This window comes from Paracoccus acridae (genome assembly GCF_014642735.1).
In the GTDB taxonomy this organism is placed as follows: domain Bacteria; phylum Pseudomonadota; class Alphaproteobacteria; order Rhodobacterales; family Rhodobacteraceae; genus Paracoccus; species Paracoccus acridae.
Map to the genome: position 1 here is coordinate 167,874 of NZ_BMIV01000003.1, position 22,715 is coordinate 190,588.

Annotated in this window: 26 protein-coding genes; 12 read left to right on the top strand and 14 right to left on the bottom strand. The window is 65.7% G+C overall.

Annotated elements, in window-relative coordinates:
• Nucleotides 1-40 precede the first annotated feature (40 nt).
• The 8 genes from IEX25_RS06170 to hrcA form a co-directional block, all read right to left on the bottom strand.
• Entirely contained in the window at nt 41-1,918 is a 1,878-nt protein-coding gene (locus IEX25_RS06170; RefSeq protein WP_188714476.1) for a methanol/ethanol family PQQ-dependent dehydrogenase, read from the bottom strand.
• Nucleotides 1,919-2,083: 165 nt separating this feature from the next.
• Nucleotides 2,084-2,917, bottom strand: a complete 834-nt coding sequence (gene fghA / locus IEX25_RS06175; RefSeq protein ID WP_188714477.1) for an S-formylglutathione hydrolase — start codon at nt 2,915-2,917, stop codon at nt 2,084-2,086.
• Entirely contained in the window at nt 2,914-3,426 is a 513-nt protein-coding gene (locus tag IEX25_RS06180; protein ID WP_188714478.1) for a GNAT family N-acetyltransferase, read from the bottom strand. Before IEX25_RS06180 ends, fghA begins: the two co-directional genes overlap by 4 nt.
• A complete protein-coding gene (locus tag IEX25_RS06185; RefSeq protein ID WP_103172633.1) occupies nt 3,423-4,061 on the bottom strand; it encodes an ATP-dependent Clp protease proteolytic subunit in 639 nt (212 codons plus the stop codon). Before IEX25_RS06185 ends, IEX25_RS06180 begins: the two co-directional genes overlap by 4 nt.
• Before the next feature lie 75 nt (nt 4,062-4,136).
• Entirely contained in the window at nt 4,137-5,267 is a 1,131-nt protein-coding gene (locus tag IEX25_RS06190; protein WP_103172634.1) for an S-(hydroxymethyl)glutathione dehydrogenase/class III alcohol dehydrogenase, read from the bottom strand.
• An 89-nt stretch (nt 5,268-5,356) separates the two neighbouring features.
• Nucleotides 5,357-5,941 carry an S-(hydroxymethyl)glutathione synthase gene (gene gfa, locus IEX25_RS06195; RefSeq protein WP_188714479.1) on the bottom strand — a complete coding sequence of 195 codons (585 nt, stop codon included), beginning with the start codon at nt 5,939-5,941 and terminating at the stop codon, nt 5,357-5,359.
• A gap of 88 nt (nt 5,942-6,029) precedes the next feature.
• The gene (locus IEX25_RS06200; protein WP_103172121.1) at nt 6,030-6,560 is read right to left on the bottom strand and encodes a nucleotide exchange factor GrpE; all 531 of its coding nucleotides are present in this window, start codon (nt 6,558-6,560) and stop codon (nt 6,030-6,032) included.
• Between the two features lie 6 nt (nt 6,561-6,566).
• A complete protein-coding gene (gene hrcA / locus IEX25_RS06205) occupies nt 6,567-7,622 on the bottom strand; it encodes a heat-inducible transcriptional repressor HrcA (protein ID WP_103172120.1) in 1,056 nt (351 codons plus the stop codon).
• A 71-nt stretch (nt 7,623-7,693) separates the two neighbouring features.
• On the opposite strand from hrcA, the gene rph reads away from it, so the two are divergent.
• The 8 genes from rph to IEX25_RS06250 all read left to right on the top strand — a co-directional run bounded on the left by rph (nt 7,694) and on the right by IEX25_RS06250 (nt 14,007).
• A complete protein-coding gene (rph, locus tag IEX25_RS06210; RefSeq protein WP_188714480.1) occupies nt 7,694-8,407 on the top strand; it encodes a ribonuclease PH in 714 nt (237 codons plus the stop codon).
• On the top strand, nt 8,404-9,012 hold the full coding sequence (rdgB, locus tag IEX25_RS06215; RefSeq protein WP_188714481.1) for an RdgB/HAM1 family non-canonical purine NTP pyrophosphatase: 609 nt from the start codon (nt 8,404-8,406) through the stop codon (nt 9,010-9,012). The genes rph and rdgB overlap by 4 nt, the downstream gene beginning before the upstream one ends.
• Nucleotides 9,005-9,379 (top strand): RidA family protein, encoded by a 375-nt coding sequence (locus IEX25_RS06220; protein ID WP_229665072.1) that lies wholly within the window; start codon nt 9,005-9,007, stop codon nt 9,377-9,379. The genes rdgB and IEX25_RS06220 overlap by 8 nt, the downstream gene beginning before the upstream one ends.
• Nucleotides 9,380-9,402: 23 nt before the next feature.
• The gene (gene hemW / locus IEX25_RS06225; RefSeq protein ID WP_188714639.1) at nt 9,403-10,557 is read left to right on the top strand and encodes a radical SAM family heme chaperone HemW; all 1,155 of its coding nucleotides are present in this window, start codon (nt 9,403-9,405) and stop codon (nt 10,555-10,557) included.
• Nucleotides 10,554-10,913, top strand: a complete 360-nt coding sequence (locus IEX25_RS06230) for a YbaN family protein (RefSeq protein ID WP_229665073.1) — start codon at nt 10,554-10,556, stop codon at nt 10,911-10,913. The genes hemW and IEX25_RS06230 overlap by 4 nt, the downstream gene beginning before the upstream one ends.
• Nucleotides 10,914-10,973: 60 nt before the next feature.
• Entirely contained in the window at nt 10,974-11,228 is a 255-nt protein-coding gene (locus IEX25_RS06235) for a hypothetical protein (protein WP_188714483.1), read from the top strand.
• A gap of 1,271 nt (nt 11,229-12,499) precedes the next feature.
• Complete coding sequence (locus tag IEX25_RS06245) at nt 12,500-12,946, top strand: hypothetical protein (RefSeq protein ID WP_188714485.1); 447 nt, start codon at nt 12,500-12,502, stop codon at nt 12,944-12,946.
• Between the two features lie 17 nt (nt 12,947-12,963).
• Nucleotides 12,964-14,007 (top strand): TAXI family TRAP transporter solute-binding subunit, encoded by a 1,044-nt coding sequence (locus IEX25_RS06250; protein WP_188714486.1) that lies wholly within the window; start codon nt 12,964-12,966, stop codon nt 14,005-14,007.
• Here IEX25_RS06250 and IEX25_RS06255 read toward each other — a convergent pair whose 3' ends face one another.
• From IEX25_RS06255 to IEX25_RS06275, 5 genes are all read right to left on the bottom strand, one after another.
• Nucleotides 14,008-15,732: an AAA family ATPase gene (locus tag IEX25_RS06255; protein ID WP_188714487.1), complete on the bottom strand. Its 1,725-nt coding sequence runs from the start codon at nt 15,730-15,732 to the stop codon at nt 14,008-14,010.
• Nucleotides 15,733-15,959: 227 nt separating this feature from the next.
• Nucleotides 15,960-17,288 (bottom strand): erythromycin esterase family protein, encoded by a 1,329-nt coding sequence (locus tag IEX25_RS06260; protein WP_188714488.1) that lies wholly within the window; start codon nt 17,286-17,288, stop codon nt 15,960-15,962.
• A complete protein-coding gene (locus tag IEX25_RS06265; RefSeq protein WP_188714489.1) occupies nt 17,285-17,440 on the bottom strand; it encodes a hypothetical protein in 156 nt (51 codons plus the stop codon). Before IEX25_RS06265 ends, IEX25_RS06260 begins: the two co-directional genes overlap by 4 nt.
• A gap of 9 nt (nt 17,441-17,449) precedes the next feature.
• Nucleotides 17,450-17,644, bottom strand: a complete 195-nt coding sequence (locus tag IEX25_RS06270; protein WP_103172109.1) for a hypothetical protein — start codon at nt 17,642-17,644, stop codon at nt 17,450-17,452.
• A 3-nt stretch (nt 17,645-17,647) separates the two neighbouring features.
• The gene (locus IEX25_RS06275) at nt 17,648-17,905 is read right to left on the bottom strand and encodes a hypothetical protein (protein ID WP_103172108.1); all 258 of its coding nucleotides are present in this window, start codon (nt 17,903-17,905) and stop codon (nt 17,648-17,650) included.
• A 104-nt stretch (nt 17,906-18,009) separates the two neighbouring features.
• On the opposite strand from IEX25_RS06275, the gene IEX25_RS06280 reads away from it, so the two are divergent.
• Complete coding sequence (locus tag IEX25_RS06280) at nt 18,010-18,615, top strand: phosphatase PAP2 family protein (protein WP_188714490.1); 606 nt, start codon at nt 18,010-18,012, stop codon at nt 18,613-18,615.
• Between the two features lie 23 nt (nt 18,616-18,638).
• Here the strand turns inward: IEX25_RS06280 and IEX25_RS06285 are convergent, their stop codons facing one another.
• Nucleotides 18,639-18,902, bottom strand: a complete 264-nt coding sequence (locus IEX25_RS06285) for a hypothetical protein (RefSeq protein WP_188714491.1) — start codon at nt 18,900-18,902, stop codon at nt 18,639-18,641.
• A 150-nt stretch (nt 18,903-19,052) separates the two neighbouring features.
• Between IEX25_RS06285 and IEX25_RS06290 the strand changes: the two genes are divergently transcribed.
• The 3 genes from IEX25_RS06290 to IEX25_RS06300 are packed head-to-tail and all read left to right on the top strand — an operon-like array spanning nt 19,053 to nt 22,713.
• The gene (locus IEX25_RS06290; RefSeq protein WP_188714492.1) at nt 19,053-19,577 is read left to right on the top strand and encodes a 2Fe-2S iron-sulfur cluster-binding protein; all 525 of its coding nucleotides are present in this window, start codon (nt 19,053-19,055) and stop codon (nt 19,575-19,577) included.
• On the top strand, nt 19,574-20,542 hold the full coding sequence (locus IEX25_RS06295) for an FAD binding domain-containing protein (RefSeq protein ID WP_188714493.1): 969 nt from the start codon (nt 19,574-19,576) through the stop codon (nt 20,540-20,542). Before IEX25_RS06290 ends, IEX25_RS06295 begins: the two co-directional genes overlap by 4 nt.
• On the top strand, nt 20,539-22,713 hold the full coding sequence (locus tag IEX25_RS06300; RefSeq protein WP_188714494.1) for a xanthine dehydrogenase family protein molybdopterin-binding subunit: 2,175 nt from the start codon (nt 20,539-20,541) through the stop codon (nt 22,711-22,713). Before IEX25_RS06295 ends, IEX25_RS06300 begins: the two co-directional genes overlap by 4 nt.
• Nucleotides 22,714-22,715 lie beyond the last annotated feature (2 nt).

The following is a 22,715-nucleotide window of genomic DNA, read 5'->3' on the forward strand; positions in this document are numbered from 1 at the left end:
GCGTTGGATAGCGCAACTTTACGTTAGCGGGCCGAAAGTATTAGCCGCTGGTGCCGCCTTCGGCGGGTGCGGGTTCCGCCGCCGGGTCGGCCGCGGGTTCGGCTGCGGCCGAAGCCTCGCCCGGCAGTTCGAACACGGTCAACTGGCCGCCCAGTTCAGTGTAATCGGACAGCGCGGCATAGCCGCCCACGGCGCCCAGACCTTCGTTCGGGTTGGTCAGGCCCGCTGCCAGACCGATCCCGGCCCAACCGCCGACACCCGACAGGATGCCGATATACTGCTTGCCGCCGTGGATATAGGTCATCACGTTGCCGATGATGCCGGACGGGGTCTTGAACTTGTACAGTTCTTCGCCCGTGTCGGCGTCGATGGCCTTCAGATAGCCTTCAAGCGTGCCATAGAAGACCACGTCGCCAGCCGTCGCCAAGGCGCCGGACCAGACCGAGAACTGCTCGGGCAGCGACCACTTGATCTTGCCCTCGATGTTGTCCCAGGCGATGAAGTTGCCCATGCCGCCATGGCTGTCCGGGGCCGGATACATCGACAGCGTTGCGCCGACATAGGGCTGGCCCGCGGTATAGGCGACGCGGAACGGTTCATAGTCCATGCAGACGTGGTTGGTCGGCACGTAGAAGGTCTGGGTCTTGGGCGAATAGGCCGCCGGCTGCTGGTCCTTGGTGCCAAGGGCCGCGGGGCAGACGCCGGTGGTGTTCTCGTCCTCGCCGTTCTGCGACGTCGAGTATTCGGCCACGACCTGCGGGCGGCCATACTGGTCGCTGTTGGGGTCCATGACCACTTCGGTCGCCCAGTTCACGACCGGGTCGAACTTCTCGGCCACCAGCAATTCGCCGCTTTCGCGGTCCATCGTGTAGGCAAAGCCGTTGCGGTCGAAATGGGTCAAGAGCTTGCGCATCTGACCGTCGATTTCCTGGTCGGTCAGGATGTTCTCGTTGACGCCGTCATAGTCCCATTCGTCATGGGGCGTCATCTGATAGAACCACTTGGCCATGCCGGTATCGGCGTCGCGGGCCATGATGGTCATCGACCACTTGTTGTCGCCCGGCCGCTGGGACGGGTTCCAGGTCGAGGGGTTGCCGGTGCCGTAATAGACCAGGTTCAGCTCCGGATCATACGAGAACCAGCCCCAGACCGTGCCGCCGCCGATCTTCCACTGGTCGCCTTCCCAGCTGTTGAGGCTGCTGTCGGCACCGATGGGCTTGCCCAGATGGGTGGTCTTTTCCGGATCGACCAGCATTTCCTCGTCCGGGCCGGTGGAATAGGCTTTCCAGGCTTCGGAGCCGTCGGCCAGGTTCAGCGCGGTCACACGGCCGCGAACACCGTATTCACCGCCCGAGATGCCGACCATCAGCTTGTCCTTGGCGGGCATGGTGGACATCGTCAGGGTTTCGCCGATGGCCGGATCGCCGACCTTGGTGGACCACTTCACCTCGCCCGACTTGGCGTCCAGGGCAACCACGGTGGTGTCGGCCTGGGACAGGAAGATCATCCCATCGGCAAAGGACAGGCCGCGGTTGACGGTGTCGCAGCACATGACCGCGATCACTTCCGGATCCTGCTGCGGCTCATAGCGCCACAGGATCTTGCCGTCATTGTTCAGGTCCAGGGCATAGACGTTGTTCGGGAACGGGGTGTGGACATACATGATGTCGTCGATCACCAGGGGGCTGCCCTCGTGCCCGCGCAGCACGCCGGTCGAGAAGGTCCAGGCCACCCGCAGATCGCCCACGTTGTCGCGGTTGATCTGGTCCAGTTCGGAATAACGCGTGTTGGCATAGTCGCCGGTCTGGATCGCCCATTGTTCCGGCTTGGCCGTTTCGGCCAGCACGCTTTCGTTGGCCCAGCCCGCCGTGCCCGTCAGAAGCAGCACGGCTACCGTGCTGTTCAGCAATCTTTTCATGGAAGTTCCTCCGCTATTGGAAGCGAGCGACAGGTTCCCTCCTCCTGTCGCCGTCCTGGAGGTAGTCTTTGACGGACAATGCCTTGCGTCAATCTGGCGTTCTGGCAATTGCCCCTAAAGTCTTAGGGGCGAATTGCCAGAACAAGCGGGAAAGTTCGGCAAGGGTCACAGCAGCCGTTCGGCATGCCACATCACATGGTCGCCCATGAAGGACTGCACGAAGAAGTAGCTGTGGTCATAACCGGCCTGCATCCTGAACTGCCCCGGCTGCCGGCGCGCCATCATCGCCTGGGCCAGCGATTCGGGTTTCAGCTTGTCCAGGAACTGGTCCGCGCTGCCCTGGTCGATCAGCACCTCTCCGGGGTAGCCGCGTTCGGTCATCAGGATGGTCGCGTCATGGGCGCGCCAGGTGCTGCGGTCATTCCCCAGATAGGCGGACAGCTGCTTCTGGCCCCAGTCGGATTCGGTCGGGTTGGCGATGGGTGCGAAGGCCGACACCGACTTGTAGCGTTCGGGATGGGTCATGGCGATGGTCAGCGCGCCATGACCGCCCATCGAATGGCCGGTGATCCCCATCGCCTCGGCGTCGATGGCGAAATTGCCGGTCACCAGTTCGGGCAGTTCGTGGACGATGTAATCCCACATCCGGTAATGCCGCTTCCAGGGATCCTGCGTGGCGTTCACATAGAAGCCCGCGCCCTTGCCCAGGTCATAGGCCTCGTCGTCGGCCACGTCATCGCCGCGGGGCGAGGTGTCGGGAAAGACGATGGCGATGCCGGCCTCGGCGCACCATTGCTGCGCGGCGGCCTTGGTCATGGCGTTTTCATGGGTGCAGGTCAGGCCGGACAGATACCACAGCACCGGCACGCGTTCGTTCGCCACCAGTTCCGGCATGAAGACCGCAAAGGTCATGTCGGTGCCGGTCGATTGCGAGCGGTGGCGGTAAACGCCCTGCGTGCCGCCAAAGCTGCGGTTTTCGGAAAGGGTTTCAAGCGTCATCCGACATCCTCCAGGTTCTGAAACATGACCAGTCCATCGACCGGCCCAAGCCTGGGGTGAAGAAACGCCCCCGGCAGGCGGCCGACAATGGCAAATCCCGCCTTCTGCCACAAATGGACGGCATCGGCATTGGTGGCGACGACGAAATTGAACTGCATCGCCGCGAAGCCCTGCGCCCTGGCCCAGGCTTTCGCATGATCCACAAGCGCCCGCGCGATCCCCCTGCCCCGCGCGCCTGGATACGTGGCAAAGGAGGCGTTCGCCACATGCGATCCGCCGCCCGGCCGGTTCGCGCCGACATGGCTGGTGCCCAAGATCCGGCCGTCCAGTTCGGCGACGAAGGCGGTAAAGGGCTTGGCGTACCAATCCGCCAAGGCATCGTCGCGGGAAATGTCGCGCGGGATGCAATAGGTTTCCCCCGCGCGATAGACCGGTTCCAGGATCGCCCAGATGGCGTCGTGGTCGGCACTGGTGGCGGGGCGGATGGTGATGCCGCCCTGCCCCGTCATTTCAGTTCGTCAACGGACCGGATGACCTTGCCCAGCAGGCCATAGTCCAGCGCCTCTTGCGTGTTCAGCCAGAAGTCGCGCTGGGTGTCCTTCTCGATCCGCTCGACCGTCTGGCCGGTGGCGTCGGCGAAGATCTGGTTCAGGCGGTCGCGCATCAGGCGCACCTGTTCCGCCTGGATCATCATGTCCGACGACGTGCCGCCGATTCCGCCCGAGGGCTGGTGGATCAGGAAGCGCGTGTTGGGCAGGCAATAGCGGTTTTCCGTCTTCGCGGCCACGAAGATCAACGCGCCCGCCGATGCCACCCAGCCAGAGCCGATGGTGCGCACGGTGGGACGGATGAACTTGATCACGTCATGGATCATGTCGCCCGATTCCACATGCCCGCCGGGCGAGGAAATCAGCATGTTGATCGGCTTGTCGCTGTCCTCGGCCAGGGCCAGAAGATGGGCCACGGTGCGCTGCGCCAGCTTGTCGTTGATGGTGCCCGCGACGATCACCGTGCGCGACTTGAAATACAGCTTGCCGATCTTGTCGCCTTCGGGAAGGCCCAGGCCGCCGTCCTTCTCGCCCTCGTGGCGGCGGTCGTCTTCTTCCGGTTCGTCGTCGTCATCGTCCAGCCACTGGTGACGCATCGGCCTGCTCCTTTTTCTCATGGCGACGGCGGGACCATGGCCCCGCCGTTCTTTTACCTATGCAGCGATGAACGATCAGTAAAGGACGACCGAGCGGATCGACTCGCCCTTGTGCATCAGGTCGAAGCCCTTGTTGATGTCGTCCAGCGGCATGGTGTGGGTGATCATCGGGTCGATCTCGATCTTGCCCTCCATGTACCAGTCGACGATCTTCGGCACATCCGTGCGCCCACGCGCGCCGCCAAATGCGGTGCCTTTCCAGACCCGGCCGGTGACCAGCTGGAACGGACGCGTGCTGATTTCCGCGCCTGCGGCCGCCACGCCGATGATGACCGACTGTCCCCAGCCGCGATGGGTGCATTCCAGCGCGTCGCGCATCACCTTGGTGCTGCCGGTCGCATCGAAGGAATAATCCGCGCCGCCGATCTGGTCGAAGGGGGTCTTGGTCATCTCGACGATATGCTGGACGATGGAACCGTCGATTTCCTTGGGGTTGACGAAATGGGTCATGCCGAAGCGTTCGGCCATTTCCTTCTTGTCGTTGTTCAGGTCCACGCCGATGATCATGTCGGCGCCCGCCAGACGCAGGCCCTGGATCACGTTCAGCCCGATCCCGCCCAGGCCGAAGACCACCGCCTTGGCGCCGATCTCGACCTTGGCGGTGTTGATCACCGCGCCGATGCCGGTGGTGACGCCGCAGCCGATATAGCAGATCTTGTCGAAGGGCGCGTCCTCGCGCACCTTGGCCACCGCGATTTCCGGCAGCACGGTATAGTTCGAGAAGGTCGAGCAGCCCATGTAATGGTGGATGGGCGTGCCATCCAGCATGGAAAAGCGGCTGGTCCCGTCGGGCATCAGGCCCTGGCCCTGGGTCGCGCGGATCCGGGTGCACAGGTTCGTCTTGCCCGACAGGCAGGACGGGCATTCGCGGCATTCCGGCGTGTAAAGCGGGATGACATGATCGCCCGGCTTGACCGATTTCACGCCGGGGCCGACCTCGACCACCACGCCTGCGCCTTCATGGCCCAGGATCGCCGGGAACAGGCCTTCCGGATCGTCGCCCGAACGGGTGAATTCGTCGGTGTGGCAGATGCCGGTGGCCTTGATCTCGATCATCACCTCGCCCTCTTTCGGGCCGTCGAGGTTGACCTCCATCACTTCCAGCGGTCGGCCAGCCTCCAGGGCTACGGCGGCACGGGTTCTCATCGTCACTCTCCTATCCGTTCGGGCATTCCGTAAGGGCAAAAGGGGCCGCAAGCAGCCCCTGTGCAGCTGTGTTCATTCAGTCCAAGAGGTCAAGCCGCCAGCTTGCCCGACCGCTTGGCAACATGGGTGGCGATGGCGTCCATCAGCGGCGGGGACAGCGCGTCATAGGGTTCTAGCCCCAGTTCGCGCAGCCGCGCGCGGATGCCGTCCATGCGCGAGGGATCGACGCCCGATTCGATGATGCTGCTGACGAAGGCCGCGAATTCGGGTGCGGCCCATCCGTCTTCCTTCGACAATTCGGTATGGACGAAGTCCAGGCCATAGAAAGGATGGTCCTTGTTCTCGATCCGGCCATACATGTGTACGCCGCAGCCGGTGCAGGCATAGCGCTGGATCGGCGCGTCCTTGTTGACGATCTGCAGCTTGTCGCCGTTTTCCACAACCTCGATCGCGTCGCGCGACACAACCGCGACCTGGCTGAAGATCGCGCCCTCGGGCTTCCAGCACTTGGTGCAGCCGCAGACGTGGTTATGCGCCGTCTGCGCCCCGACCCGGACCTTGACCGGGTTTGTCGTGCATTTGCAGGTAAGCATGCCGCCCGAGAAGCTGGGATTTCCCTGCTTGATGCCATTGTCGACGGCGGGGTGTATCTTCACCCCATCAGTGCTGGCCATGGTTCTTCCCTCCCGATGAACCGAACGTTCTCCAAACGTCGCGCCATCGGGACATTTCGGCAAGTCAGATGAAGGTTGTAGCGCCCGCCTAGCTGGCGGGCGTGGACGACACCCCGACCTTGGCCGGGCGCAGCAGCCGGTCATGCAGGCGGAAGCCGTTGTCCATGATCTGGATGATCTCTCCGGCGATAGTGCCGGGGACGGCGGCCTCGAACATGGCTTCGTGTTCGCTGGGGTCGAACTTGTCGCCGGGCTTGGGGGTGATGACGGTGACGCCGTGCTTGGCAAAGACGTTGTTCAACTCGCGCAGGGTCAGTTCCACCCCCTCGATCAGGGCGGCGGCCGCAGCGCGCTGTTCCTCGCCCGCGGCGTCCAGGGCGCGGGTCAGGGCGTCGTGGACCGGCAGCAGGTCGCGGGCCAGGCGCGATCCGCCATATTGCTCGGCCTCGCGGCGGTCCTTGTCGGCGCGCTTGCGCGAGTTTTCGGCATCGGCCAGGGCGCGCATCCACTTGTCGCGCAGCTCGTCGCGCTCGGCGGTCAGGGCCGCGATCTCGTCCGTGGGATCGGCCAGCGGATCCGCCAGGATGTCGTCAAGGGGCTGTTCGTTCTGATCGTTCATCGTCTTTCATCCTTTCCGGCCGGACAGCACCCGCCCGACCAGCTGCGCGGTATAGTCGACAATCGGCACGATGCGGCCATAGTTCAGCCGCGTCGGTCCGATGACGCCAACCGCGCCTACAATCTTTCGGTCGGCATTCATATAGGGCGAAACCACCAGAGCGGAACCCGAAAGCGAAAAAAGCTTGTTTTCGGACCCGATGAAGATGCGGACCCCGTCGCCCTTTTCCGCCAGTTCCAGGAATTCCACGATGTCGCGCTTGCGTTCCAGGTCGTCGAACAGCACCCGGATGCGGTCCAGATCGGCGGCCTCCTGGTCCAGAAGGTTCGCGCGGCCCCGCACGATCAGGCGGGGATCGTGGGATTCGCCGTCCCACAGGGCCAGGCCCGATTGCACCAGTTCGGCGGCCAGCACGTCCAGTTCCTGCCGGCGCGCCGCGATCTCGCGGCCGATATGGCCGCGCAACTCGGACAGGGTCCTGCCCTCGGCCATGGCATTGAGGAAATTCCCCGCCTCGCGCATCGACGACGGGGTCTGGCCCACGGGCGGCGTGAACAGGCGGTTTTCCACATGGCCGTCGGCGAAGACCAGCACTACAAGCGCGCGGTCGGGGCCGAGACTGACGAATTCGATATGGCGGATCGGCGCCTCGTGCTTGGGCATCAAGACCAGGGACGCGCCGCGCGTGATCGCGGACAAGGCCGTGCTGACCCGGTCCAGCAGCACGCCCGTGTCGGGATCGTCGTTGCCCAGGGTCTGGTCGATGGCGGCGCGGTCGGGGGCGCTGACGGTATCGACCTCCATCATGCCGTCCACGAACAGGCGCAGCCCCTGTTGTGACGGCATCCGCCCGGCGGACACATGCGGGCTGTCCAGAAGCCCCATCAATTCCAGATCCTGCATGACGTTGCGGATGGTCGCCGCGCTGATCTTTTCGGACAGCGCACGGGTCAGGGTCCGCGACCCCACGGGTTCGCCGGTTTCCAGATAAATCTCGACCACGCGGCGGAAGATCTCGCGCGAGCGGTCGTTCATGTCCTGCAAGGGCGTCTTCTGGTCCATGTCCCTCGAAGGGTTGCGTGATGGGCCGCAGGGGCGGTATGGGGCGGGGATCTTCGCGAAAAGGAAAAACCATGCGCCCGTCTGGCCGGAATCTAAGCCAAATGCGTCCGATTTCAATCGAAACCGGCGTGATGGCCCATGCCGAAGGGTCGTGCCTGATCCGCGTCGGCAACACCCATGTTCTATGCACCGCCTCGCTGGAGGAAACGCCGCCGCGCTTCCTGAAGGGCACGGGCCTGGGCTGGGTCACGGCGGAATACGGGATGCTGCCGCGCGCCACCAACACCCGCAACCGGCGCGAGGCCGCAACGGGCAAGCAGTCGGGCCGCACCCAGGAAATCCAGCGCCTGATCGGCCGCAGCCTGCGGGCGGGCGTCGATCGCAGCGCCTTGGGGGAACGCCAGATCACCATCGACTGCGACGTGATCCAGGCCGATGGCGGCACGCGCTGCGCATCCATCACCGGCGGCTGGGTCGCGCTGCGGCTGGCGGTGAACAAGCTGCTGAAGGCGGGCGCGATTACCAGCGACTCGATCATCGACCATGTGGCGGCCGTGTCCTGCGGCATCTATGCGGGCCAGGCGGTGCTGGATCTGGATTACGCCGAAGACAGCGAGGCCGGGACCGACGGCAATTTCGTGCTGACCGGCAGCGGCCGCCTGATCGAGGTGCAGATGTCGGCCGAGGGCGCGACATTCAGCCGCGACCAGATGGGGCAGCTTCTGGATCTGGCCGAAGGCGGCATGGCCGAACTGGTCGCCGCGCAAAAGGCCGCCGTGGCATGAGGAAGTTCGACGGCAAGCGCCTGCTGATAGCCACCCATAACGCCGGCAAGCTGGACGAGATGCGCGCCCTGCTGGCCCCCTATGGCGTCGAGGTGATCGGCGCGGCGGATGCAGGCCTGCCCGAGCCCGAGGAAACCGAAAACAGCTTTGTCGGCAATGCCCGCATCAAGGCCCGCGCCGCCGTCCAGGCGACCGGCCTGCCGGCGCTCTCCGACGACAGCGGCATCTGCGTCGATGCGCTTGACGGCGCGCCGGGGGTCCACACCGCCGACTGGGCCGAAACCGGCAATGGTCGCGACTTCCGCATGGCGATGCAGCGCACCTGGGACGAACTGGAATCGCGCAACGCCCCCGCCCCGCGGACCGCGCAATTCCGCTGCACGCTGGTGCTGATGTGGCCCGACGGCCATGACGAGGTCTTCGAGGGCGTGCTGCCCGGTCAGGTCGTCTGGCCGCCGCGCGGGGTTGAAGGCCATGGCTATGACCCCATCTTCATGCCGGACGGGCATGACGTGACCCTTGGGGAGATGCCGCCCGAGATGAAGAACAGCCTCAGCCACCGGGCGCGGGCGGTGGAACGGATGATAAGGGGCAGCTTTGCATAGGATTTCAAGCGGATCCCCCTTCGAGGCGGCGATGGGCTACAGCCGCGCCGTGGTGAAGGGCGACTGGTGCTTCGTGTCGGGCACCACGGGTTACGATTACGCCACCATGACCATGCCCGACGATCCCTGCCAGCAGGCGCGCAACTGCTTTCGCACGATCTTCGCGGCCTTAAAGGAAGCGGGCTTCGCCCCCGCGGACATCGTGCGCGTGCAATACACCGTCACCGACGCATCCGTGATGGAGGCGATCGTCCCCGCCCTGTCCGAAGCCATGGGCGACATCCGCCCCGCCGCCACGATGGTGATCGCGGGCCTGATCCGGCCCGAGATGAAGGTCGAGGTCGAAGTCACGGCGATGCGCGGATGATGATGCCTGGGCCGGACAGCTTCGTGGAAGACTGGCGGGCGGGGGGCTTTGGCCTTTACATCCACTGGCCCTTCTGCGCGGCCAAGTGCCCTTATTGCGACTTCAACAGCCATGTGGTCGCAAGCGTGGACCAGGCCCGCTGGGCCGACGCGCTGTCGTCGGAAATCGCCCGGCTTGGTGCGGAACTGCCCGGCCGCCATCTGGGCAGCATCTTCTTCGGCGGCGGCACCCCATCGCTGATGCTGCCCGAAACCGTGGACACCGTGCTGCGCGCGGCCCGCGCCGCCTGGGGTTTCGCCAACGACATCGAGATCACGCTGGAAGCCAACCCCACCAGCGTGGAACGCGGGCGCTTCCAGGGCTTTGCCGATGCGGGCGTCAACCGCCTGTCCATGGGCATCCAGGCGCTGAACGACGCAGATCTGCGGCGCCTGGGCCGGATGCATTCCGTGGCCGAGGCCCGCGCGGCCTTCGAGGTGGCGCGGTCCTGCTTCGGCCGGGTCAGCTTCGACCTGATCTATGCCCGCCAGGGCCAGACGCGCGAGGCGTGGCGGGCGGAACTGGCGGAAGCCCTGGACATGGCGGTGGATCACCTGTCGCTTTACCAATTGACCATCGAGCCCGGCACGGCCTTCGGGGCGCGGGCCGCGGCGGGCAAGTTGCGCGATCTGCCCGACGACGACCTGGCTGCCGACATGTATCTGGAAACCCAGGACATCTGCGAGGCGGCGGGCATGGCGGGATACGAGACCTCGAACCACGCGCGCCCCGGGTCCGAAAGCCGGCACAACCTTGTCTATTGGCGCCAGGGCGATTGGGCCGCCGTCGGCCCCGGCGCGCACGGACGGATCACCCTGCCCGGCGGGCGCTTCGCCACCGAGGCGCATCGGGCGCCCGGCGCCTGGCTGGACGCGGTGGAACGGCAGGGAACGGGGGAATCGCTGCGCGAGTTGGTGCCCTTGGATGAACAGGCCACCGAATATCTGCTGATGTCGATGCGATTGACCGAAGGGCTGGATCTGGCCCGCCATGCCCGAATGGCGGGCACCCCCCTGGACGACGGTGCCGTTTCCCGGCTGGCCGACCTTGGCATGGTCGAACTGGCGGATGGCCGGTTGCGCACCACAGGCCAGGGCCGGCCGCTTCTGAACGCCATCCTGCGGGAACTGGCGGCATGAACATGCGACCCGTCTGGTATGCCATCGGCCTGGTCGCCTTGGGGTTGGGCATTGTCGGCATCGCCCTCCCGGTCGTGCCGACGGTGCCTTTTCTTCTGCTGGCGGCGGCGGCCTTTGCCCGCAGCAGCCCGCGTCTTGAACGGCGCATCATGAACCACCCGACCTATGGACCCCCTGTCCGCGCCTGGCGCGAACGTGGCGCGATCAGCCGTCTGGCCAAGACCTGGGCCGTTCTGGCCATGGCCTGCGGCGTGGGCTTCAGCCTGTTCGTCGGGATGCCGCCCTGGGTCGTGGGGATGCAGTTCATCCTGTGCATGGCGGTTGCCGCCTATGTCGTCACGCGGCCCGAAGCCTGACGGGCGGAACGACACCGGCCATCTTCGAGTTGTGCCGTTGCACAGACTTCGGAGGGACAGATGACCCAGGCCACCCTGACGCTTGACGGGATCGAACCGCTTCACGGCACGGTCGAGACCGGCGGGGACTATATCCGGTTCAGGACCGAAGGCAGCATGGATCCCGACCACCTGGCCCGTCTGACCGAAGGCCATATCGACATCGACGGCAGGTCCGAGAAGGTCATGATCAAGAACGTCCAGTCCCGGTCAGCGGAACAGGACGCGGAAAGCGGCCTGGAACTGACCCTGCAACGCTTCGCCCCGACCCCCTGATCCTCGGCCGGCTCGTCCGGCTTTGCGCCTCCAGGCGGGCCTCACAGAAAGATTGACAAAATACCGCCCTGCTTCATCATCGTCCCCGCCAGGGGGGCTTGTGTCGTGGGTGTTTGGTTTCTGGTCGCTTGGGCTGCTGTCGTTATGGCCGGGATGCCTGCCATGGCGCAGACCACCGATGAGGATCTGTCCCGCCAGGCCCATGCCCTGCGGCAGGTCATCTCGACCATGGAATCCGAGGCGGCGGAACTGGAACCCCGCCTGGAACGGGCGCGCGGCGAGCTTGCCGACCTGACACAGCAGATTGCCGAAGCAACGTCCCAACTGGAAAGCGCCCGAAGCGGTCTGGCCGGCCTGCAACAGGAAGAAACCCGGATTCGCGCCGCGATCACCGAGGGTCAGGCGGAACAGGACCGCCAGAAGGCCGCCGCCGATGCGGCCAGGGCGGAACTGGCCGACCTGACCAGGCAGATCGCAGATGCCCGCGACACCATCAGCCAAGACCAGAAGGAACAGGACGGGCAGAAGGCTGCCGCCGATGCAGCCAAGACGGAACTGACTAATCTCACCAAGCAGATCGCCGATGCCCGCGCCGAGATAGCCCAAAGCCAGGAAGAACGGGATCGCCAGAAGGCCGCCGCCGATGCGGCCAGGGCGGAACTGGCCGACCTGACCAGGCAGATCGCAGATGCCCGCGACACCATCAGCCAAGACCAGAAGGAACAGGACGGGCAGAAGGCTGCNCCATCAGCCAAGACCAGAAGGAACAGGACGGGCAGAAGGCTGCAACCGATGCAGCCAAAGCGGAACTGGCTAATCTCACCAAGCAGATCGCCGATCGCCGCGCCGAGATAGCCCAAAGCCAAGAGGAACAGGATCGGCAAAAGGCCGCAGCCGATGCGGCCAAGGCGGAACTGGCCGATCTGACAAGGCAGATCGCAGATGCCCGCGACACGTTCACCCAAAGCCAGGAAGAACGGGATCGCCAGAAGGCCGCAGCCGATGCGGCAAAGGCCGAACTGGCCGATCTGACTAGGCAGATCGCGGATGCCCGCGCCACGTTCACTCAAGGCCAAGAAGAACGGGATCGCCAGAAGGCCGCTGCCGATGCAGCCAAAGCGGAACTGGCCGACCTGACCAGGCAGATTGCAGATGCCCGCGCCACGTTCACCCAGGGCCAGGAAGAACGGGATCGCCAGAAGGCCGCTGCCGATGCGGCAAAGGCGGAACTGGACGCACTGACCGCGCAGGTCGCCGATGTCCGCGCCACCTTGGCCGGGCTGACGGAACAGGAAACCGCCTTGCAAGCCCGGCTGACCAGATCAGAGGAACTGGCTGCCCAGATTGCCGAACAGGAAAGCCGTTCGGCCGAACTGGCACAGCAGATCGCCGCGCAGACCGCCGAACTGACTGCCCTGACCCGTGTGCGCGATGCGGCCGCCCCGGCCCCGGAAGTGGCTGACGCAGGCGATGACGACATCCCCCAGCCCCCTGCTGCCCCCGAGGCGGCCATGGTGCGGCGCAATCCCGCCCAGGTCGATGCCGCCTTGGCCCTGGCCCCCGCGCTGCCCCCGGCCGGCGAACAGCGCACCCGGCTGCGCGACATGCTGATCCAGGGCCATTGCCCGACCGAGGCGCTTGCGCAGGTCCAGGATCCGATCAACCGCCAGACGCTGCTGGCTCTGGTAAGCAGGCTGGGGGGATGCCGAGGATCATGAGGAAAAGGGACAGGGCAATGCGACGTTTCAAATCGGTGCTGCATCTGGTCGTGGCGGTCCTGGGGATTCTGGGAACGCAGCCCGCGCAGGCCCAGGATGCCCAACTCAGCATCATGACCGGGGCATCGACCGGCACCTATCTTCAGATCGGGCGCGACTTGGGCAACCTGATGCAGCAATGCGGCCAGTCCCTGGACGTGGTGGAATCCGCCGGATCGCTGGAAAACTTCCTGGCCGTGCGGCAGCGGCCCAACACCCAGTTCGGAATCGTGCAAAGCGATGTCCTGGAATACATGCAGACCTTTGCCGGCAACGATCCGGCGGTGGCTCGCGCCATCACTGGCGTCCGCATCGCCTTCCCCCTCTATGAGGAGGAGGTTCACATCCTGGCGCGCCGCGACATCGCGGGACTGGCCGATCTGGCCGGCAAGCGCGTCGCCATCGGGGTCGAGAACAGCGGCACCTTTCTGACCGCATCGCTGATCCTGTCGCTGGCCGGGGTCGAGCCTGCCGAGAAGCTGCTGGTGGCGCCCGCCGATGCCCTGCCGCAGCTGAAGGCGGACCAGATCGACGCCTTCTTCTATGTCGCGGGCGCGCCTGCGTCCCTTTACACGGAAGGCGATATCGACCCCGACCGCTTTCACCTTGTCCCGATCCAGGATCCGACCTTGCAGGCGGTCTATTCACCCGCCACGCTGGCCGGGGGAACCTATGACTTCCAGCCCGATCCGGTCGAGCTGGTCGCGGTCAAGGCCGTGCTGATGACCTATGAATACGATCCGGCGCGCAATGCCTATCACCGGGCAAGCTGCAAGGGCGTGTCGGACATGGCGGCGCTGATCCTGACGCGCATCGAGACCCTGCGTGCGGAAGGCCATCCGAAGTGGCAATCGGTCGATCTGACCGACATTCCCCCAGGATGGGACGTCGGGACCTGCGTCAATCGCGGGCTGGATCCGGCCTATCAGCTCAGTTGCCCCGCCTCTGCCGCCCAGGCCGTTCCCGACAGCGAAGCGAACGAGGCTTATCGCCGCAGCATCTGCGCCGTGATCGGCTGCTGATCAGCGCGCGCCCGGATCAAGCCGCGACCAGCCCGAGGCAGGCCCATTGGTCCCGTCGGGCCGCAGGGCGATCACCCGCCACTGCGCGACCGGATAGGGAAGCAACAGCGCCGAAAGCGCCGTATCCACGCGGCGGGCCTGCCCATCGCCGCCAGCCGGCACAAGTTCGACCGTGAACCGGGGAACCGGCGCGGTGGCGGGGCCTTGCCACTGCAATTCCGTTTGTCCCTGCGCGGACAGTCCCTGGAAGACCGGAACGGGCGGGTCCGTCGGTTCCGGGTTCTGCAGGCGTGATGCGGCCTTCAGATCCGCAAGCCGCGCCGGGGCACCACCGATGTCGCCGGCCGCTTCATACCACGCTGCGGCACGATAGGGATCGGCTTCCAGCCCGATGCCCGTTTCGTAAAGCTGTCCCAGGTAATAGGCGGCCCTGGCGTTGCCCCAGGATGCGGCGCGGGTATAAAGCTGCGCCGCCCGGACCGGATCCGCACCCTCTACGGCCAAGGCTTCGCTGAGAAGGCGGTCGGGATCGGGCGGAGCGTCCACAGCCACCCGGCCTGGCAAGCCTCGGGCCGCGGGTTGCGGCGGGGCGACCTTGGCTGCGGGCGTGACCGGCAGCAAGGCCGCTGCGGTGATGGTGGTCTGCATCCGTCCGCTGGAATCACCGAAAGGCAGCAGAACCAGAAGCCCCGCCAGCCCCGCCGCCAGACCGGCATGATGCGGTCTGGCAAGACGCGGACCCGAGGCGGCGAGTGTCGCCGGGACAGGGATATCCTTCTGTGCCGGTCGGACGGCGACCATGGGTTGCGGAGGAACCGCCGGCGATCGCGCCACGGGCCTGGCGAAAACGGGAAGATTGCCGGGGGGATGGGCCTGCACGCCCTTGCTGGCAGGGCCGACCAGATGCGCCAGTCGCCCATCCTGGATCATGGAGGAAAGGCAGGCTTCGACAAAGGCCCCATCCACCTGCCGGTGGCCTGCCGCCGTCGCCTCGAACAGGCAGATCTGCACCAGGTGGTTGATGACCCTGGGAACGCCCCTGGACAGGGCATGCAGATGCCCGATACCCGCCGCGTCAAAGACCTTGATGCCAGCATGGCAGGCGCAGCCCGGGATGCGGAAACGATGCGCGACATAGTCCGAGGTTTCATCCTGCCCCAGCGGCGCAAGGCGGAAGCGCCCACCGATCCAGGCACGCAGCAGGCAATGGGCGGGGCTTGCCAAGCGGGCTTCAAGTTCGATTCCCCCGACCAGCAACAGACTGATCGACCACCCCTCGACGGCGGCGGCATCGATCAAGCCCGCCAGATAGTCCAGCCCGCTGCTCGGCATGCCCTGCGCCTCGTCCACGATCAGCAGGATGCGGTCCCCGGTATCGGCGCAGGCCCTTCCAAGGGCGCGCGGCCCGCTTTGGGGATGATCGAAAGCCGGGCTGCAGGACATGCCCAGTGCCTTGGGCACCTGATGGTGCAGGTCGATCAACTGGGCATGGCTTTGGCCGATATGCCCGACCCGTATGCCGTGGCAAAGACTGGCCATCTGCCTGGCCAGCGTGGTCTTTCCCGTGCCCGGTCCGCCGGTCAGGACCAGCACGGCCGGATCATGACCGATGCGGGCCAGAATATCGTCCTGAACCTGGCGATGGGATTTCGACAGATACAGGAACCCTGGGTCCGGCGCGAGCCGGAAGCTGGGACAAAACGGTGCCAAGGGGGATCGTTCCATGATCCTCTCCTCACCCGGCCAAACATTGGACACTGGTACGGACCAGGAAAGACTAAGCCGGTTGGCGTGCCATGTCCATCAGGACGTGCAGGACTTGCGGCAAGGTTGAAACATGGGATGCAACTCTGTCGGCATGGCATGAACCCCAGGCCTTGATGAAGCGTCGATCCGGCGGCGTCCCGCACCTGCCGCCGTGCAGCGCAAACCACCCAAAGGCCCGGAATCGGCTAGACCCCGAATGGCCAGGTGTCGGATGCGTCCTTGTGGTCTTCGCCGTCCTGGTCCTGACCATCATCCGATTCGACAAGCGCCCGGGTGCGGTCGAACCAGACCCAGGCATCGTATTGCCGCGCCGCGACGGCCTGCATGTAATGGCTGTAACGTTCGCTTTCGGGACGATAGATCACCCCGATGAAGCGTTGCAGCAGGGGCTTGGACAGATGCCGGGCCAGATCGGGATCGCCGCCCAGATCCAGCAGGAAGCGGTCGATGCCGGTGGCATGGCAATGGCCCTCGAGACTGTCGGGGCGTGACGGCCGCACGGTCATCACCTGCGCAGGGTCGTCCCAGTCGCTTGCCGCCGTGACGGTCCCCCGGTGGGTGCCGAAACCGATCAGGACGACCCCGTCGCCCCAGCGTTCGCGTGCCAACTGGCCCAGGTTATGTTCGCCCCGCGCCCGCCCCATCTCTGTCGCCGAGGCATCGCCGATATGGGAATTATGCGCCCATACGACGGCCTTGGCGTCCTTGCCCCCTGCCCGCAGCAGCAGAACCAGGGTTTCGACCATGTGGCTGTCGCGCAGATTCCAGGCCTCGGCCCCGCCGTGATACATGACCCGGTAATACCGCTCGGCCGAGGCGATCAGGCGGGCGTTCTGCGCGGCGTCCAGCAGATCGGCGTCCCTGACCGTGCTCGCCTGCGCCAGCAGATCCCGGCATTGCCGCACGACCGCCTGTTCGCAATCGCTGTCGCCCGATCCCGCCATCCGGCCATAGGCATCGGGATGGTCGGCCCAGGGTTCCAGGCAGCCATAGCGCTGTCGGGCCAGACTGGCCGCGTCGGGATCGGCGCTTTCCAGATAATCCAGGACCGCGCGGATCGAGGCGTTCAGGTTATACATGTCGAGGCCATAGAAGCCCGCCTGATCCTGCGCCGGCCTTCCCCGGTTCCAGTCGCGCATCCAGCGAAGAAGCCTGGCGATTTCGCCGTTGCGCCACATCCAGCGGGGAAAGCGGCGAAAAGCCTCGGACATTCGCTCGGGCAGGTCCAGGCCGCGGACATAGCGGTTCAGGATTGCCGCGTCGGGCCAGTCGGCCTCGACCGCGACGATCCTTGTGCCGTGATGTTCGATCATCCGGCGGGTAATGGCCGCGCGCGCGGCATAGAAATCTGCCGTGCCGTGGGATGCCTCGCCCAGCATCAGGACGCGGCGGTCGCCCCAGCGGTCGAAGGCCGGGGCGAAATCGTCATGCGACGGCAAGGCCAGGGATTCGCATCCCCCGGCGATGGCCCGGACCAGGCCGGGATCGTCGGCTTGGTCTAACGGGCGCGTCATTCCCGTTCTTCGTCCCCATCCTCTTTCCGGGCCTCGCGCCGGTCCGATGCCTTCAGGTCGGGGCGGGGATCGAAATCGGGATCGGCATTGGTCGTATCGACCTTTTTCTGGATGATCCGCTGCTGCTGATCGTGGGTCTTCTTGCCGACCATGATGGTCTCCTATCGGTTTGTACGGCCACGCTGGCTGGGATCGACGCCACCCTGCGGCGTCGTGTCATTCAGCACATCACCTTCGAAGGTATTGTCGCCATCCATTGTGGGATCGTTGCGATCCGCACCCTTGGATCGGCCGATCCCCGGATCGTCGCGCAGATCCTTGTCGGTCGGGGTGTCGGTCTTGGGATGCTTGCCCATGGCCTAGCCCTGCCCGTTGTCGAGATTGTCGTCATCGGCATCGTCGGCCTGACGGTTCGCCACATGGTCGTGATGCTGCTCGGTCTTCACATGACGGGAATCCAGCCCGCGCTGATCCGAATGACGCGACGTGTCGCGGTTCGACAGGATTTCCTGCCGGGGCAGTTCGTCCATCGTGTCGGGGGACATGCCCCCGGTGCCGTCGCCCTTGCCCTGGTCCTGCTGGCCCGCGCCGAATTTCTTGCTGCTTGCGTTCGCCATTCTCGATCCTCCTGTTCGTATCGGTGGTGGCCAGGCCAAACCGGCGGGCGGGGTGATTTGTTCCCCTTGCGGGAACCGCCCCCCGCAGGTGTCGTTACGAAGGCATGTCCCAGCACAGCGATCCCGAAGACCACCCCGCCCCCCAGACCGAGGGTCTGGAACGCATGGATGTCGAGGCTGCGGCAAGCGCTGCCCGGCACCGGCATCATCCGGTCGTCAAGGCCCTTGGCACCGCCAGCGAACTGGCCGACCAGATACCCTTGACGATGGTTTGCGGCACGGTCATCGCGGGCGGGCTGGTGACCGGGCGGCCGAATGTCGCGCGGACGGGAATGCGCATGATGGCCGCCCATGTGATCGCCAATGTGGTGAAGCGCAGGATCAAGAACCGCCTGCGCCGCACCCGCCCCGAGGAGATCGTCAAGCACCGCGATTACGAATTCGAGCCTGGGGAAAGCAAGGGGGGCAACGACACCTCGTTTCCGTCGGGTCACACGGCCGGGGCGGTGGCGGTGGCGGCCATCGTCGCCCGGGACATGCCGGGCCTGGCGCTTCCGGCAGCAGGCACCGCGGCCCTGATGGCCGGGGTGCAGATCCCGCGGGCCAAGCATTATCCGATGGATGTCCTGGCCGGGACCTTGCTGGGCCTTGCCGCCGCCCGGGCGGTCAACCTGCTGCTGCCTGGGGATAACGCCGATCCGGGACGGTAACCCCCGGACCGGGCAGCCGGTCCCTATTCGCCCGAGACGAACTTGTTGAAGCGGCTGGTGCCGCCATCGGCGGTCTTGTCCTGGTACAGGAAGTTCAGGTCGTTTTCATCGAAGATCTCGAAGAACTCATCCCACTCGATCCGGGTCAGGTTGTCTTCGGGTTCGCCGAAGTCGATGCGCAGGATCCCACCCTTGCCGCCGGTTTCGACCTTGGCGGGATGGCCGTCACGGGATTCGGCCCATTTGCGGATGGTGTCGTGATCGCGGGTGGTCTGGGACTGGGACATGGAACGCTCCGGTGTTTGTCACGCGGGGGGAACGCCCTTTGCGCATCCCCGTTCCGTCCGCGAAAGCGATGGCCCCAAGGGAACGCAGTGCCGGTCTGGCGGTTGAGGGCGTGCCACCAGCCAGCACCGATGCCAGCATCCGGGGGATCCATGCAGATCACACTTCACCTGAACGGCGCGACCCATGACCTTGATCTGGACCCGCGCACCACGCTTCTGGATGCCCTGCGCCACCATCTTGGGATGACCGGCACCAAGAAGGGCTGCGACCATGGCCAATGCGGCGCCTGCACCGTCCTGATGGGCGGCCGCCGGATCAATGCCTGCCTGACCCTGGCCTGCATGGCCCAGGACGCGCAGATCACCACCATCGAGGGCTTGGGCAGCCCGGAACGCCTGTCCCCCCTGCAACAGCAGTTCCTGGACCATGACGGCTTTCAGTGCGGCTATTGCACGCCGGGCCAGATCTGTTCCGCCACCGCCATGCTGGAGGAGATGGAGGCGGGCTGGCCCAGCCATGCCTCGGAAAACCTGGACGGTCCGTTCGAACTGTCCCATGCCGAGATCGCCGAAAGGATGAGCGGCAACCTGTGCCGGTGCGCGGCCTATGCCAACATCGTCGCGGCCATCCAGCAGGCCGCAGGGACGACCGACCATCGCGAGGACGCGGCATGAGGGAATTCACCTATCATCGCGCCGCATCGATCGCGGATCTGTCGCCGGACGCCACCATCATCGCAGGCGGCACCAACCTGCTGGATCTGATGAAGCTCGAGGTCATGGCGCCCCCTGCCCTGGTCGATATCACCCATCTGGACCTGGGCGGGGTCGAGCCGGAAGGCGAAGGGCTGCGGATCGGCGCGCTGGTCAGGAACAGCGACCTTGCCGCCCATCCGGTCATCCGCCGCGATTATCCCGTCCTGTCGCGGGCCCTGCTGGCGGGCGCCAGCGGGCAGTTGCGCAACATGGCGACAACGGGCGGCAACCTGATGCAGCGCACCCGCTGTCCTTATTTCTATGACCGCCGCATGGCCTGCAACAAGCGCGATCCCGGCGCGGGCTGCGCGGCCATTGGCGGCGTGACCCGAAACCACGCGATCCTGGGCGCATCGGACCACTGCATCGCCACCTATCCCGGCGACATGGCCGTGGCGCTGATGGCCCTGGACGCCGTGGTCGAGATCGACGGCCCCACCCCCCGCCGGGTGCCCTTGGCCGATTTCCACCTGCTGCCGGGCGATACCCCCCATCTGGAAACTGTCCTGGAACCCGGCGAGATCATCACGGCCGTGATCCTGCCTGCCCCGCCCGGGGGCCAGCACCGTTATCGCAAGGTGCGGGACCGGGCGTCCTATGCCTTTGCCCTGGTTTCCGTCGCTGCGGTGATCGCGACCGACGGTGGACGCATCAGCCACGCCGCCCTGGCCTTTGGCGGCGTTGCCACGAAACCGTGGCGGGACCCGGAGGTCGAAGCATTGCTGAAAGGCAGCGAGCCTTCGGACGCGTTGTTCAGGGAAGCGGCGGACATCCTGCTGCGCCCGGCGCGCGACTGGGGCGAAAACCAGTTCAAGATTCCCCTGCTGCGCCGCGCCCTGATCGCGACGCTGCGGGACGCAACCGGAATGGAGACGGCGGCATGACACGGCATCTGCGGGTCGATGGCCCGACCCACGACGACCGTCTGGACCACATGGCCCAGGGCATCCTGGGCCAGCCCCTGAACCGGCTGGAAGGCCCCTTGAAGGTGACCGGCTGGGCCGCCTATGCCGCCGAGGCGAGGCCCGCGAACATGGTCTATGGCGTCCTTGTGCAGGCGACCGTGCCCGCGGGAAAGGTGCTTGAGATCGGCGATGCACCCGGTGCCCTTGCGGTGATCCAGGACAAGCGCATGGTCCGCTATGCCGCGCAGGGCATGGACCAGAAGGGCCCTACCTCGGGGCCGGACCAGATCGAATACATGGGCCAGGCCATCGCCCTGGTCGTGGCCGAAAGCTTCGAGGCCGCGCGTCACGCCGCCCAGAACATCGCCGTTCGCTACAAGGTCAGCAGCGTGCCTGTGGAACCCGAGGCCGTGACGCCCGAACTGCCGCCGAAAAAGCAGTCGGCGGCAGGCGACGTGGACAAGGCCATGCGCGAAGCTGCCGTCACGCTGGACCAGGTGTGGCACACGCCATCGCAGATGTCGGCCGCGATGGAGCCCCATGCCGCGATCGCCGAATGGGACGGCGATCAGGTGACGATCCGCGCGGCGTTGCAGATGCTGTCGTCGAACCGCAAGCAGATGGCCGATGCCCTGGGGATCAAGGAACAGAACCTTCGCCTGCTGTCGCCCTATGTCGGCGGCGGCTTCGGATCGAAGCTCGGCATCAATGCCGAGGCTGTTTCCGCAGCCATTGCCGCCAAGGAGCTGGGGCGTCCGGTCATGGTCGCCATGACCCGACAGCAGGTCTTCGACCTTGCGCATCGCCGGTCCGAAACCCGCCAGCGTATCCGGCTGGCCTGCGATGCGGACGGCCGGCTGACGGGAATCGGGCACGAGGTTCTGGTGTCCAACCTGCCCAGCAGCGAATTCACCGAGCCCGTGGCCCAGGCAACACCCTTCACCTATCAGGCCGCGCATCGACAGGTGGTCCACGCCGTCGCGCGCATCCATCGCGGTTGTGCCGGATCCGTCCGCGCGCCCGGCGAGGCGGTGGGTGTCACCGTCTTCGAATGTGCCATGGACGAACTGGCCGAGGCTGCGGGAATCGATCCGGTCGAACTGCGCCTGCGCAACATCCCCGACGTCGAACCCACGACAGACCGCCCCTTCTCCAGCCACAAGCTGGCCGAGGCGCTGCGCGAGGGTGCCAGGCTGTTTGGCTGGTCGAACCGCAAGCCCACCGGGCAGCAGGTCGAAGGGGAATGGATGATCGGCATGGGCATGGCCGCCGCCGTGCGGGTCAACATGCTGGTCGAATCCCGTGCCCGCGTCACGCTGACCCAGGACGGCCAAGCCGTCGTGGAAACCGACATGACCGATATCGGCACCGGCACCTATACGATCCTGGGCCAGCTTGCCGCCGAAATGCTGGGACTGCCCATCGAACAGGTCGAGGTCAGGCTGGGCGACACGAATTTCCCGCCCGCCTCGGGTTCGGGCGGTTCTTTTGGGGCAGCGTCCAGCGGGAACTCCGTCTATCTCGCCTGCGAGGAAATCCGCGGCCAGATCGCCAAGGCGATGGACTGCGACGAAGCAGACCTGACCCTGCAGGACGGAATGGCACGGGCCGGCAACGTGGCCCGGCTGCTGTCGGACCTGATCGACGGCCAGATCAGCGGCGAAGGCCATCTGCAACCCGGTAAGACCGAAAAATCGCACCGCCAGGCAACCTGGGGCAGCCATTGGGCGGAAGTCGCGGTGAACCGCTGGACCGGCGAGGTGCGCGTGCGCCGCATGATGGGCGTCTTCGCCTGCGGGCGGGTCCTGAACGAGAAGACTGCGCGATCACAATGTCTGGGCGGCATGACCTTTGGCATCGGCATCGCCCTGACCGAGGCGATGGAACACGATTCCCGTGACGGTCATGCCGTCAGCCGTGATCTTGCCGAATATCATATCCCGACGCATGCCGATGTCCCCCCGCTCGAGGTGCATTTCCTGCCCGAACGCGACGCCTATGTCGGGCCGCTGCAAGCCAAAGGATTGGGAGAATTGGGAATTTGCGGCGCGGGTGCGGCCGTTCTGAATGCCATTCATAACGCCTGCGGCGTCCGCGTGCGGCACCTTCCTGCAACCCCCGACAAGATCGTCGCGGGACTGAAGGATTGATG